This window comes from Flavobacterium sp. CSZ (assembly GCF_015350725.1).
Lineage (GTDB): Bacteria > Bacteroidota > Bacteroidia > Flavobacteriales > Flavobacteriaceae > Flavobacterium.
The window spans coordinates 1-14,523 of the sequence record NZ_JADKPQ010000008.1 but is presented as its reverse complement, the minus strand read 5'-3'; the positions used below and the strand labels follow the sequence as shown (position 1 = coordinate 14,523).

Annotated in this window: 13 protein-coding genes; 2 read left to right on the top strand and 11 right to left on the bottom strand. The window is 33.7% G+C overall.

Translation table 11 applies throughout. The features are described from left to right. Window positions 1-38 precede the first annotated feature (38 nt). The 6 genes from IRZ78_RS10715 to IRZ78_RS10690 form a co-directional block, all read right to left on the bottom strand. A complete protein-coding gene (locus IRZ78_RS10715) occupies window positions 39-923 on the bottom strand; it encodes a DUF4835 family protein (RefSeq protein ID WP_194616536.1) in 885 nt (294 codons plus the stop codon). Between the two features lie 70 nt (window positions 924-993). Beyond that, window positions 994-2,208 (bottom strand): bifunctional phosphopantothenoylcysteine decarboxylase/phosphopantothenate--cysteine ligase CoaBC, encoded by a 1,215-nt coding sequence (coaBC, locus tag IRZ78_RS10710; protein ID WP_194616535.1) that lies wholly within the window; start codon window positions 2,206-2,208, stop codon window positions 994-996. Between the two features lie 11 nt (window positions 2,209-2,219). Beyond that, window positions 2,220-2,537, bottom strand: coding sequence for a DNA-directed RNA polymerase subunit omega (locus tag IRZ78_RS10705; RefSeq protein ID WP_008463064.1), 318 nt, complete (start codon window positions 2,535-2,537; stop codon window positions 2,220-2,222). Window positions 2,538-2,546: 9 nt separating this feature from the next. Then, window positions 2,547-3,341: an outer membrane protein assembly factor BamD gene (gene bamD, locus IRZ78_RS10700; protein ID WP_194616534.1), complete on the bottom strand. Its 795-nt coding sequence runs from the start codon at window positions 3,339-3,341 to the stop codon at window positions 2,547-2,549. A gap of 137 nt (window positions 3,342-3,478) precedes the next feature. After that, window positions 3,479-4,360, bottom strand: coding sequence for a 4-hydroxy-tetrahydrodipicolinate synthase (gene dapA, locus IRZ78_RS10695; protein WP_194616533.1), 882 nt, complete (start codon window positions 4,358-4,360; stop codon window positions 3,479-3,481). 16 nt (window positions 4,361-4,376) lie between these two features. Continuing rightward, window positions 4,377-4,835, bottom strand: coding sequence for a hypothetical protein (locus IRZ78_RS10690; RefSeq protein WP_228520436.1), 459 nt, complete (start codon window positions 4,833-4,835; stop codon window positions 4,377-4,379). Between the two features lie 101 nt (window positions 4,836-4,936). Between IRZ78_RS10690 and IRZ78_RS10685 the strand changes: the two genes are divergently transcribed. After that, the gene (locus tag IRZ78_RS10685) at window positions 4,937-5,716 is read left to right on the top strand and encodes a 5'-nucleotidase (RefSeq protein ID WP_194616531.1); all 780 of its coding nucleotides are present in this window, start codon (window positions 4,937-4,939) and stop codon (window positions 5,714-5,716) included. A 159-nt stretch (window positions 5,717-5,875) separates the two neighbouring features. Continuing rightward, a complete protein-coding gene (locus IRZ78_RS10680) occupies window positions 5,876-6,787 on the top strand; it encodes a metallophosphatase (RefSeq protein ID WP_194616530.1) in 912 nt (303 codons plus the stop codon). Here IRZ78_RS10680 and IRZ78_RS10675 read toward each other — a convergent pair. The 5 genes from IRZ78_RS10675 to IRZ78_RS10655 form a co-directional block, all read right to left on the bottom strand. Continuing rightward, window positions 6,773-7,468: a lysoplasmalogenase family protein gene (locus IRZ78_RS10675; protein WP_194616529.1), complete on the bottom strand. Its 696-nt coding sequence runs from the start codon at window positions 7,466-7,468 to the stop codon at window positions 6,773-6,775. The genes IRZ78_RS10680 and IRZ78_RS10675 overlap by 15 nt on opposite strands. Next, window positions 7,455-9,461: an NAD-dependent DNA ligase LigA gene (gene ligA / locus IRZ78_RS10670; protein ID WP_194616528.1), complete on the bottom strand. Its 2,007-nt coding sequence runs from the start codon at window positions 9,459-9,461 to the stop codon at window positions 7,455-7,457. Before ligA ends, IRZ78_RS10675 begins: the two co-directional genes overlap by 14 nt. A gap of 247 nt (window positions 9,462-9,708) precedes the next feature. Beyond that, window positions 9,709-11,646: an OmpA family protein gene (locus tag IRZ78_RS10665; protein ID WP_194616527.1), complete on the bottom strand. Its 1,938-nt coding sequence runs from the start codon at window positions 11,644-11,646 to the stop codon at window positions 9,709-9,711. Window positions 11,647-11,658: 12 nt separating this feature from the next. Next, entirely contained in the window at window positions 11,659-12,591 is a 933-nt protein-coding gene (locus IRZ78_RS10660; RefSeq protein WP_194616526.1) for a type IX secretion system membrane protein PorP/SprF, read from the bottom strand. Window positions 12,592-12,636: 45 nt separating this feature from the next. Then, window positions 12,637-14,523 (bottom strand): gliding motility-associated C-terminal domain-containing protein (locus IRZ78_RS10655; RefSeq protein ID WP_194616525.1); only part of this gene is annotated, 1,887 nt, incomplete at its 5' end.

Genomic DNA, 14,523 nt, shown 5'->3' with positions numbered 1-14,523 from the left:
AAAAGTTAGTAAGATAGTAAATTGAAAAAGAAATTCAATTAAAATTTAATCTGAGACCATTTAGTAGAATTCAAAGGCGATACTTTGTTCAGCACATCTGTTAAATCCCCAACCGGAATACTCGGCCCTCCTGAAAAGATAGAAACGATTTCATCTGATTTTGCATCAAAAAATACTCGCGTTAAAAAGGCATTTGGTTTAACCGAATTCAATTTCCCTATGAGCATTATTGCATTCTTGATTTTCTCTTTTGATGCTTTTAAGTCCAGACTCATTCCGTCTAAACCAGTATGATATGCATACATAGTCTGACGTAAATCACTATACATTGGCGAATTCAGATCATTTATTAAATAATAACGGTTTTGAAGCCCATCAGACTGAGTCCAGCCTTTAGATCCGCCTTGCTGCGCAACACTCGCAATATTCTGAGCAGTTTCAAAATATTGATTTCCTGCTCCCATTTGAAAAGTATCAGCATCCATTCCCAAAATTACATAACTGTAAAAAGATACTACAGATACTAAATTAGATTCAAAAGTGGCAGGGTTAAAAAGCAAAGGCTCGTACTCTGTATATTGAAAATTAAAGTCTTTGTCGTTGTAATTTAAAACAGGTGATGAATAAGTAGAATTAAAAATCAATCTTGAAGACTGTACCTGAATTGTACCTGTAAATTGATTTGAACCTCCTGAAGACAATGTGATATACATCGAACAATTGATTCTCTCATTTTGCTTTAAAACTGATCCTGTCCAGTCTGTTTTATTCACAAATTCAGACAAAGAGGTTTGAAGTGTTTTAAAAACTTGCTGATTGGGATTGGGCAGCCTTTCTGTATTAATAGTCACAGTACAATTTAGCTGTTGCGCTTGTGTAAAGCCAAAAATTAAAAATACTAAAAGGGTAACTATTTTATTCATTTGAAAGATAATATTTGGTTGTAGCTACAATAGATTTACTATTTCTGCCATTCGTTTTTATTATAAATCATTATGACTTCGAAAAATGCAAAATCACTTTGTTTAAAATATCAACCGCAACAGATTCTTTTGATTTTAATTCCATAGGTTCGATTTCAAAATTATGATCAATAAAAGTTACTTTATTGGTTTCTTTTTTAAAACCTGCGCCTTCATCTTGTAAGGAATTTAAAACAATCAAATCTAAGTTTTTTTTCTGAATTTTCAACTTAGCATTTTCAATTTCATTTTCAGTCTCTAAAGCAAAGCCAATTAAAAACTGATTCTTTTTTATTGCTCCCAGCGATGCTAAAATATCTTTTGTTTTTTCGAGTTCGATCGAAAAATCTTCTGATGCTTTTTTTATCTTTTGTAAAGCTACAACTTTAGGCCTGTAATCAGCAACAGCTGCTGCTGCAATAGCAACATCAACATCATTAAAATACAAATGACACGCATCGTACATATGCTGGGCCGAAATTACATCAACAACTTTAACTAAGCTGTTTTTAACCTTATAATGTGTTGGTCCCGAAACCAGAATAACCTGCGCTCCAAGACTAGCTGCTTCATGAGCAATATCAAAACCCATTTTTCCTGAGGAATGATTTCCTATAAAACGTACAGGATCTATCGCTTCGTATGTTGGCCCGGCAGTAATTAGTATTTTTTTTCCTTTTAAGGGTAACTTGCTTTCTAAATCAGCTTCAAGAAAAGCTACAATATTCTCAGGTTCAGCCATTCTGCCTTCACCGGATAATCCGCTTGCCAGTTCTCCGTTTTCAGCAGGAATCATTAAATTGCCAAACTGTTTTAAAGCGGCAAAACTAGATAATGTTGAAGGGTGTTTATACATATCCAAATCCATTGCCGGAGCAAAATAGACAGGACATTTAGCCGATAAATAAGTAGCAATTAAAAGATTATCACAGTTTCCTGTTGTCATTTTAGACAAGGTATTTGCTGTTGCAGGAGCAATTATCATCAAATCAGCCCAAAGTGCCAAATCAACGTGATTGTTCCATACAGCATCTTCATCATCCTGATTAAAGAAATTGGAATATACAGGATTTTTTGATAACGTAGATAACGTAAGTGGAGTTACAAAATCCTTAGAAGCAGGTGTCATTATCACTTGGACATGTGCACCTGCTTTTATAAAAAGTCGTACTAATGAGGCTGTTTTATAGGCTGCAATTCCACCAGAAACACCCAGTAAAATTTTCTTCCCGTTTAAAACTGACATTATACTATATATTATTTATTTGAACTTCTGTGGTAAGTTTTACCGTCTAACCACTCCTGAACTGCTAAAGCGTGTGGTTTTGGTAATTTTTCGTAAAATTTAGAAACTTCAATTTGCTCTTTATTTTCAAAAACTTCTTCAAGACTGTCATTATATGTAGCAAACTCTTCTAATTTCTCAGTTAATTCTTTTTTAATTTCAGAATTAATTTGATTTGCTCTTTTAGCCATAATGGTAATTGCTTCATACACATTTCCTGTTGGCTCTTCAATAACTGTTTTATTGTAAGTTATTGTATTTACAGGAGCATTCGTCTTTTTTAAATCCATGACTTTTTTTTATTTAGTAAATTTTTGTAAATCTGTTTCAACTCTGGCATTCATTTCATCTGCCTGTTCTTTGTATTTAGTAGCAGCATTAAACTTAATTAAGTTATTGTACGCTACTTTTGCCACATTTAAACGTTCTTCCATTTTTGCAGGAATACTGTTTATTGCTAATTTATATGCCGAATCGTATTTGTAAAAAAGGGCATCTTCTTTAAAAGGTGTTCCAGGAAAATCAGCTATAAAATTATCAAATGCAATTAATGCTGATTTATAATCTGAAATTGTATTGTATCCTTTTGCATTTTCGTATGCTTTTTTCTCCAATTTTCCATTCAAAATTTTCACAGCCTCATTTGCCTGTGCGATGTATTCCGAGTTTGGATAATTATCGATAAATGCTTGTAATTTTTCTAATGCTTTTTGAGTATCTGTTTGGTCTAAACTATAAACAGGTGCTAATTTTGAATAACTGAAAGCTCCTAAAAAAGCAGCTTCTTGTACTTTTTCGCTTCGTGGATAGCCTGAAACAAAACTTTCAAACTGATACCCTGCTAAATAGTACTGTTTTGATTTATAATAAGATTGCGAAAACATATAAAAAAGTTTCTCTGCCTGAGGTTTCCCTCTGTAAGAAGGCGCTAATTGTTCAAAAAGACGAATTGCTTTTGAATACTTTCCTGCCTCGTACATCTTCGTTGCCACTTCAAATTTAGCTGCAACATCTTCATTTTTTAATGCTTTTTGATATTCACTACAAGAACAAAAAAGGACAACAACAATTAATAGAGATACTATTTTTTTCATTTTCTTACTTTTATTATGATTTCTTAGACAATTATGCCAAAGCAAAATCACACCGAAGTTCCGGTGGCAAATTTAGTTATTAATTTAGCTACTACAAAATATTTTTTTGGTATATTAAAATACCGGCAATCTCACTCTTATTTTATGCTGTTTTTTACAAATTCATTCAATCGGTTTGCTAACGATTCATCAACGCTTACTAATGGTAAACGCACTGTGTTCTCAGCAATATCAAGGGCTTGAAAGACTTGTTTGATTCCGGCAGGATTTCCCTGCTCAAAAATCATATCAATACAATCTGACAAAAAGTATTGTGTTTTAAACGCTTCATTTACCTTTTTATTTAGTCCTAATCGAATCATTTCTGAAAATTCTTTTGGAAAACCTTGCCCAATAACCGAAATTACACCTGCTCCACCAGCTAAAACAATTGGCAAAGCAATCATATCATCTCCTGAAATTACAAGAAAATCTTTTGGTGCATTTTTAATTATCTGCATGGCCTGTACCACATCACCCGCAGCTTCTTTTATAGCTACAACATTCTCAAAATCATTTGCTAAACGAATTACTGTAGACGGCAACATATTACTAGAAGTTCTTCCGGGAACATTGTATAAGATTACCGGAATTGGCGAAGCTTCTGCAATGGCTTTAAAATGCTGATAAATACCTTCCTGTGTTGGTTTATTATAATAAGGAGAAACAGAAAGAATAGCTTCAAAAGCCGAGAAATCCCCTGTCTTTAACTCCTCTACAATTTGCATTGTATTATTACCTCCAACTCCAAGAACTAGTGGTAATCTTCCTTTATTAGTATTGATTACAGTAGTAATAACCAATTCTTTTTCGGCTTGTGTCAGGGTAGCATTTTCTGCTGTTGTTCCCATAACCACAAGATATTCAACCCCTCCATCAATAGAAAAGTTAACGATACGCTGTAAAGCTTCGATATCAATTGAAAAGTCTTTTTTAAATGGAGTTACAAGGGCAACACCAGTTCCTATTAATGATTGCATATTCTAATTTATAATTTTATTTTATACTCTTTAAATACTTGAACAATTCGAAAACGAAAAGTTTATAATTTTGTATCGTGGTATCTATCATCCATCGATTTAATCTTTTATCTACAGATGCAAATCCCACTTTAAACCTGGCTTTCGACTGGTTGGTTATCGTCATCAAAATTGCAGTTTCGATATCATAATAACTAATCAAAAGATCAAATTCTGTTGCTATAAATTCATTCAGAAAAACTTCGGTAATTTCTCCCTTCCAATTGATATGTTTGCTACCAAATGTAGGGATCAAATACGTTTCTTTTTCCTTAAATTTACTTCTATACGCCACAACTTTTATGTTCTGAGGAGCGATGTCCTGCAGAATAAGCTCATCAACCAATTCTTTTGAATGAACAAAATCGCTTTCATCGATCAGTAAACCAATTGTTTGTATATTACTGGTAAAAACTTCATTTTTGAAATTATTCAAGTTTTTATTTAATGTTTTTTTTACAAAAAATTCCTTTATATAATTTAAAAACATAGTACTTTTGCCAGATTACAAAATTAATTATTTAAGTCGCATTTAAGATGGTAAAACTAAAAAAGTATAACGGATTTTTAAAACTTTTTGTTATATTCTTAACACTTTTTTTTATAACTTCTTGCAGTCAGAAAAATTACAACCTGACGAAGATAGAAGGAAAACAAATTCCGGTCACTGAAAAAAACGCTGAAACTCCAGCAATTGAAAATTTCATTAAACCTTATCGCGATCATATTAATAAAGATTTAGAAAGCGTTTTGGCATACTGCCCGGAAACTTTGGATAAGAGTACCGGAAAATGGCAAACCAGTATTGGCAGTTTATTAGCCGATGTTTGTGTAGAAAGAGGGAATCTTGTTTTTAAGGCACGAGAAAAGAAAAGCATTGACTTATGTCTTTTAAATCACGGTGGAATTCGCGCTATTTTACCAAAAGGAAATGTAACTACAAGAACTGCTTTTGAAATTATGCCTTTTGAAAACAATCTGGTTGTTATCGCTTTAAAGGGAGATCAAATTCTTGAAATTGCCGCTTATATTATTAAGGAGAAAAAACCTCAGCCTTTATCCGGAATGACCTTTACAATTACAAAAGATAATAAAGCGAAGAACATCCTGATTCAGGGAAAACCTCTTGACGTTAACAAAGTGTATTATGTAGCTACAAATGATTACTTAGCCAATGGTGGAGACAGCATGACTTTTTTCGCTAAAGGGGTTGAAAAATTTGATTTGAATTATAAACTTCGAAATGTGTTGATTGACTATTTTAAAGAAGTTGATACAATTCCGCTAGCAAAGAATATCCGAATTACTGAAGAATAAAAAGACCAAGCGCATATTTAGAATAAAAAAACAAATCATTTCTGTGCGCGTAAAAAGTTTTAGCCACAGATTAAAAGATTAAAGATCTGCGCAAATCTTTTTAATCAGTGGCAAAAAAATAGCAAAATAAAATATCGTTTCCGCAAAAAAATATACAAAATGAAAAGAAGAGAATTTATCGAAAAAACAGCTGCAGGTACTGCCTTATTAAGTTTAGGTTTATCATTAAGCAGTTTTGAAACTAACGATATTAAGCACTTAACGATTCTACATACTAATGATGTTCACAGCCACATCGATCCGTTTCCGGCTGATGATCCTCGTAACCCAAACAAAGGTGGTGTATCACGAAGAGCTGCTCTTATAGAAACAATTCGCAGGGAAAATCCAAATGTTCTTTTATTAGACGCAGGAGATATTTTTCAGGGAACTCCGTACTTTAATTATTATGGCGGGGAACTTGAATTTAAGTTGATGAGTATGATGAAATATGATGCATCGACTATTGGAAATCATGATTTTGATAATGGTCTGGATGGTTTATATGCACAAATGCCTCATGCTACTTTTGAATTTATCAATTCAAATTATGATTTTAAGAATACCGTAATGAACGGCCTTGTAAAACCGTATAAAATATTTAATAAAAACGGAATTAAAGTTGGGGTTTTTGGCGTAGGAATTGAACTTGCAGGTTTGGTAGACAAACAAATGTACAAGGAAACTATTTACAACAATCCTGTAGAAATTGCGCAGGATATGACGCAATTATTAAAAAAAGAAGAAAAATGTGATTTGGTTATTTGCCTTTCGCATTTAGGTTATAAATACAAAGACGACGAATCTAAAATTTCTGATTTGAAATTTGCCGCACAAACTCAGGATATTGATTTAATTATTGGCGGGCACACGCATACTTTTCTTGACAAACCTACGATTGTAAAAAATAAGGCAGGACAAGATGTATTGGTTAATCAGGTGGGTTGTTACGGAATAAATTTAGGCCGAATTGACTTTTATTTCGATAAAGATAAAGCACACACCAATCAGGGCAGATCAATTATTGTATAATATCTTTTTATGAATTTTGGCTTTTTCAAGAAAGTACTCCACCATAAAGAAATAAGCCAAAATTTGCGTAATGTCACGAATTAAAACAAGGACAATTGAGTACGAAAAGTATTCATTGAAGATGTAGAATATATCCGAAAAGATGTAACTAATGGCCATGAGTGACATTAACAATGCTAAATGCGTTCCTTTTGTTATATAGCTTACAAATGCAAAGTAACTTAAAACGCTTAGCACAACTCCGTAAAAAGCATAGATGATATTGAATTTCTTTAGATTATCGAACTGTAAACTCAAAACAGAAACAAGCAAATAGACTATAAATATAATTACTATAGATACGGGTAGAATATCTTTTTTTGCTAATTTTATTTTTTCGTGTTCTTTTATAAAAATCATTACTAATAAGAGGTAAACTGCTAAAAAACATATTACTCCGCCAATTTCATAAACCTCAACATCCATTAAATCAAAAACCTGACCTACAAAGCAAAACAGAAAAATTAAACCTTCAGTTTTACTTATTTTAAACTCGCTGCTTATTAAAAAATAAATGAATATTGCCGGAAGAACAACGGCTTTTGCATAGAGCGTAAAAATATCTTGTTGTGTACAATCAAATATAATTGCACACAGTAAGGCTAAAAAGAATAAAATCAAAGACGGCTTATTCGCTTTCATTTAATTTGTTTATAAAATCTTCCTCAGACAAGATAGGGATATTTAATTTATTCGCCTTTTCTAATTTTGCAGGGCCCATGTTATCGCCGGCTACTACAAAATCAGTTTTTGCAGAAATTGAACTTCCTACTTTACCTCCATTATCTTCGATGGCTTTTTTAAGTTCATCTCTCGAAAATTGAGTAAAAACACCAGAAACAACGAATGTTTTTCCAACGAATTTTACAGTAGCATTTGGGTTGATTTTTTCAACAATTTCAAATTGGACGCCATAACTTTTTAAACATTCAATAATTTTTTGATTTTCTTCGTTTTCAAAGAACTCAATGACACTTCTGGCAATTCTTTCCCCGATTTCATCTACCAAAATCAAATCCATTAAAGAAGCCTTGCTAAGTGCATCTATATTTTTATAATGTTTGGCTAATTTTTTGGCTACGGTTTCTCCAACAAAACGAATTCCGAGAGCAAACAATACGCTTTCGAACGGAATTTCTTTAGATTTCTCTACACCATTTACCAGATTTTCAGCAGATTTTTTTGCCATTCTTTCCAGGTGCAAAATATCTTCTACTTTTAATTCGTATAAATCGGCGTAATTGTGTACCAGACCATTTTTGAAAAGCAAAGCTACTGTCTCACCTCCCAATCCTTCAATATCCATTGCTTTTCTTGAAATATAATGCTGGATTCTACCTATAATCTGCGGAGGGCATCCGTAAAAATTAGGACAGTAATGATTGGCTTCTCCGGCGTTTCTGACCAACTCGGTCTGGCATTCCGGACAATGGGTGATATAAAGTGTTGGTTCTGAGTTTTCAGGACGTTTTGATAAATCTACGGCAATAATTTTAGGAATAATTTCGCCTCCTTTTTCAACAAAAACGGTATCATTTATCCTAATATCCAATTTCTCTATTTGATCTGCGTTGTGCAAAGAAGCTCTTTTTACAATTGTTCCTGCCAATTGTACCGGTGCTAAATTGGCCACAGGCGTTATCGCTCCTGTACGTCCGACCTGATAGGTAATAGAATTTAATTGGGTCGAAACCTGTTCTGATTTGAATTTATAAGCAATGGCCCAACGAGGCGATTTTGCAGTATATCCTAATTCTTCCTGGTATTGAATGCTGTTTACTTTTACAACAACTCCATCTGTTTCATAAGGTAAATTATGGCGGTGCACATCCCAATAATCAATGAAGTCAAAAACTTCCTCCATATTATTGACTAGTTTCGCTTCGGTTGGTACTTTGAATCCCCATTTTCGGGCCGATTCTAATCCTTCATATTGAGACGAAAAAGGCAAATTATTACCTGTTACAAAATACAATAAACATTCTAAGGGGCGTTTTGCAACCTCGGCACTGTCTTGTAATTTTAAACTTCCTGATGCTGTATTTCTTGGGTTTGAATATGGCGTTTCTCCTATTTCTATTAATTCCTGATTCATTTTTTCGAAACCGGCAAATGGCAAAATAATTTCGCCACGAATATCGAATCTTTCCGGATAATTTCCTTTTAACTGTAACGGAATTGAACGTATTGTTTTGATGTTGTTGGTAACCTCATCGCCTTGAAAACCATCACCACGAGTTAGGGCTTGTACCAATTTTCCATTTTCGTAAGTAATACTTATCGAGGCTCCGTCGTATTTTAATTCGCAGGTATATTGCAGATTCACGTTTCCCAGAACTTTCTGAATTCGATTTTCCCAATCCAGCAAATCTTCTTTCGAATAAGAATTATCCAAAGAATACATACGGTATTGATGTTCTATGGTTTTGAAATTCTTGGTCACCATTCCTCCTACCCGCTGTGTTGGAGAATGCTCGTCAAAAAATTCCGGATGTTTATTTTCTAAATCCAGAAGTTCTTTTAGTTTTATATCAAAATCGTAATCAGAAATTGTGGCATTATCTAACACATAATAATTGTAGTTGTGCTGATTAAGTTCGTCTCTTAAAGTCTGAATTGTTTCTTGAATACTCATATAATATTAAAATACTGGAGGTTGTGTTTTAGAATAACTGAACATCAAAATTAGGATTATTTTTGTTGAAAAACAGCAAAAAATGAAACTTTTATAAAATCAAAAATCAAGTTGCAAAACGATGCAACTTGATTTTCTTCTTGCCCATTATTCTTAAAAAGAATTAAACAAAACCAACTTCCAAATGGTTTCTTCGTTTTATATTTTATTCTAATAATCCCCAAATTACAAGAATACAACCATAAAACTATTTCTGAATAATGATAAAGTCCGAGCGTCTGTTTAATAAATGTTCTTCTTCAGTACATTTTACTCCATTTTTACATTTATTAATTAATCGGCTTTCGCCATAACCAATTGCACTTTCTATTCTCGAAGCATCAATACCTTGCGCAACAATATAATCAAGTGTCGATTTTGCTCTGTTATCAGAAAGCTTAAGGTTATACGCATCTTTTCCTCTTGAATCTGTATGAGACTCGATTTTGATACGAATATTAGGAAACTTTCGCATAATAAAAACTACTTTGGCCAATTCCTCAACAGCTAAAGGTGTTATATCAAATTTGTTATAGTCAAAGTAAATGGGGTTAACATCTACTTTTTCTACTCCTTTCTTTTTAACTACAAGATCATCGTAATTACTTAATTCGAAATTGACATCGGTAATTTCTGCTTCATTTTCCTTTGTAGTTTCTACCGTTTTTTCGTCGTTGCTATAATTTGTTTTTGTAGCGACTAGTCGAACTGTTTTATTACAAGGTACTGTTACAGCATATTTTCCGTCGTAGTTTGTTTTTGTCTCTGCCAGAATTTCATTGTACGAATTGTAAGCTACAACGGTAACATCTGTTATTGGTAATTGTGACTTGTGATCGATTGCTTTTCCTGAAATATTCTGGTTGCAAACCGGTTCTCCTTTTACAAAAAAATAAATATCATCATCGCCCTTACCGCCTGCTCTGTTAGAAGAGACATACCCATAAGTACCCGTTTTATCAATAACAAAAGTAAAATCGTCTTTGTTACTGTTGATAGGAGCACCTAAATTTTTTGGTGTAGAGAAACTTCCATCTGATAAAAATGCACTTTCATATACATCAAGATCTCCTAAACCATAATGTCCGTCTGAAGAAAAATAAAGTATTCCGTTACGAAAAAATGGAAAAAGATCATTACCCATTGTATTGATTTTTGGTCCCAGATTTTGAGGTGAACTCATTGTTCCGTCATCTGCAATTTTCACTACATACAAATCGGTTTCGCCATACCCTCCCGGCATATCTGATGCAAAGAAAAGTAATTGTCCATCATCGCTTAAACTTGGGTGCCCAACAGAATAATCCTCATTATCAAAGAAAACTTTTTGCGGATTTTCTACTTTCCCATCTACTATTGAACCTTTAAGTATTTGAAAATTATTTACGCTATTTCCATCCGTAACTAATTTGTTTTTCTTGACAATATTCGAGGAGTAGTAAATTGTTTTTCCGTTGGCATCAAAACTTGCTGTTGCTTCATGATATTTGGTCATTATATTGGGTATAAACAACGCATCATTAAACAAACTTCCGTCAGCTGGATTTCTATCAGCTACATACAAATTCAGAAAGGGCTGATTGTTCCAGTTATACAATTTATCAGCAAATCTTGTTGTATCCCTGGCTGATGTAAAAACGATTCGATCCTGATAGAAAGTAGCCCCAAAATCTGATTTACTGGTATTGATGTCTAAATTTTTAATCGAATAAAGAGACTTTGCTTTCGCCAGGCTATCCAGCTGCTTTTTTTGAGCAACATATCTGTTGATTTCTTTCTGATCTCCTTTTTTGTTTAGATATTCCTTCGTGATTTTATCTGCGTCATCATAATCCATCACGGCTTTCATTGACTGGATATAACGCAGGTAATAGATATCTGTTAAATTATTGCCTTGCACTTCGTACAATCTTTTATACCATTTTAAAGCATTTCTGGCATCAGAAATAAAGTAATAAGAGTCTGCGGCATTTTTTAACGTTTGAGCCGATGGATTTTCGATATTTTGCAAACATTCTTCGTAAGCTTTAGAAGCATCTACATAAGAATAGTTTTTAAACAATGCATCGGCCTTTTTTAAATTAGTCTTTTGAGCAAAACCAAATGTAAAACTCAATAGCAAACTAAGGATATATAATTTTTTCATAGGGTTTTATATTTAGAAGAATCGAGGGGATTTGATTTTGCTTTGATTTTTCATGAATTGATAACGCAAGATGATTTCATGCGTTCCGTCATTGTATTTATTCAAATCACTAACCGTGTAATCAAAAGCATATCCGGCATAAAAACTTCTGGATATTTGAAAACCTGCCAGTATACTTACAGAATCATCTGTTCGATAAGATCCGCCAATTACAAATTTCTCTGCAATCATAAAATTCGCTGATATATCAGCAGTAAGTGGCGCTCCATTTACTGCTTTTACTAAAAATGCGGGTTTAAACTTTAAATTCGGATTCAAATCAAAAACATAACCTCCCATTAAATAATAATGTAAACGATCATAATCTATAGATTCCTGAACATCGTCGTAATAATTACTTTGAATAAAACTTGGAATCGAGAATCCTAAATACCATTTATCAGTATAATAGTAAATCCCTGCTCCAACAGCCAATTTCATTTGATTATCAATATTTTGATTTAGCAAAACATCATTATTATTGTAAAATCTACCCTTAGACCAATCTATATTCAACATTCGCATACCTGCTTTAAGACCAAATGCTAATCTTTTATCATATCCTAATGGAATTGAATACGCAAAGTTACCGTCAAGATACAATTCGTTTGATGGACCAATTTTGTCATTTACGATACTTAGTCCTAAACCAATATTCTCGTTTCGAAGCGGTGAGTGAATAGAAAATGATTGTGTTTCTGGCGCTCCATCAATTCCTACCCATTGAGAACGGCCCAAAAGTGTTGCTTCTAATGTTCCGGTAGATCCAGTATAAGCAGGATTTACCGACATTGTGTTGTACATGTATTGTGTGTACTGCGGATCTTGTTGTCCACTGGCACAAAATGTAATAAAAGAACATATTAGAATGAAATACGTTTCTAATGATTTTATATATAGTTTCATAACGATACTTATTAAGTTTAATTAATTAGATGATTAATACAGTGATTATCTCATTATAGATAACCAGCCTTTCTTAACCGTTCCATCTCCGATGGTTATCACATAAAAATAAGTACCAGTTGGCAGCATATCTCCTCTATTAATAACTCCGGACACATTGGCCGTTCCGTCCCAATCATTTTCATAATGTTGTTTACTATATACTAATGAACCGTATCTGTTATATACTTTCAACTCGTTGTTTGGATATGATTCGATACAATCAATTCTGAAAAGATCATTCGCTCCGTCATTATTTGGAGTAAATTCATTGTACACTGTCAAACAAACTGGCACAACAGTCACTGAAGCCGAGTTATTTGATGCATCAACATCTAAAGGAGTCGAAATTTCGACAGTTGCAACGTTTGTATAGTTACCACTTGGCAATACTTCTGCAACAATTGTAAGTACTACGCTTTGTCCTGCATTTAAAGCTGGAATTGTCCAAAGCTGTGTAGTTAGATCATATGTCCCTGCAGTTGTACTAGCGCTTACTAAATCAAATCCGCTTGGTAATAATTCGCTTACTATCGTATTGATAAAGTTACCCTGACCAACATTGTTTACTGTTACGGTAAATGTGATCTGCTCACCAAAATTAGGTGTAGGATTACTCACTGTATTTGTTATCGTTAGATCAGAACAAGTAGCTACATTTACATTTAATGATTTAATTGTTCTTTCATTACACGTATTGATGTAAACAACACTTACTTTTCCTGGTCCGATGTCAGACCATGAGATAGTTACAGTTCCGTCAGCGTTTCCTCCTCCAGAAGTAATTGTACCATTTTCAACTGTCCAGAGATAATCTGATTTTCCGTTGGCAATAGAATACGTTACTCCCTGGAAAACACACGGTGTATCATCTGTAGTAGTGATTGGAACCAGTGCATCATTTTCAAAAGAAACTGCTACTCCTAATCTTGTTGCACCCTCACAACCATTCGTTGTATTGTTAAGTGCTGCAGCATAATATGTTGTCGCTGTAAGTGGTGTATTTGCAGCAAGTGGCGTTCCACCATTTGCAGAAGTATACCATACTACATTTGCCTCATTTACAACAATACTTTCGATTGTAGGAGCTGCTGACAAACAGAATGTCTGACTTGTTCTTGGAGTAGTAACAATTCCTGGTGTATTTACATTTACTATAACCTGCAATCTTACCGGATTCTCGCAATTTGAACCGCTCGCCACAACACCATAATAAGTACCGCTAGCTAAAGCTGTTGTTGCAGGAATCGCTGTTCCTCCGGTTGCAGTATTGTACCAAATTACATTTGATTCGTTGACCTGAATATTCGAAACTTTTGGTGCATTTACTGAACAGAAGTTTTGTGTTAATGAACCTGTTGTAGGTGTTGGCATTGGATTAACTATAGTAATTGTAACTGGTAAGCGGGTTGCACTTTTACATCCGGTTAAAGGATTTGTGATTTCTCCATAATAAATACCAGAAGTTAAAGCTGTTGTTAATGGAATCGCTGTTCCTCCTATTGCATCATTAAACCAGGACACATTACTTTCGTTTACCTGAATACTGGCAAATGTTGGAGCACTTGTTGAACAGAAGTTCTGAGCTGCATTATTTGTTGTAGGAACATTTGAACTTCCAACAGTAACTGAAACTTTTAGTCTAATGCTGCTTTCGCAATTTGTAGTTGCATCTTTTACTGCTGCAAAGTAGTCTCCGCTTACTAAAGCTGCTGTCGATGCAATTGGTGTTCCTCCGTTTTCGGCGTTATACCAAACTACATTACTTTGGTTTACCTGAATATTAGCAACAGTTGGATTATTTGCTGAACAGAAAACCTGAGATGCAAGAGTCGTTGTTGGCGTAGCCGGATCAGTTACATTAATGGTTACTGATAATCTTACTGAACTCTC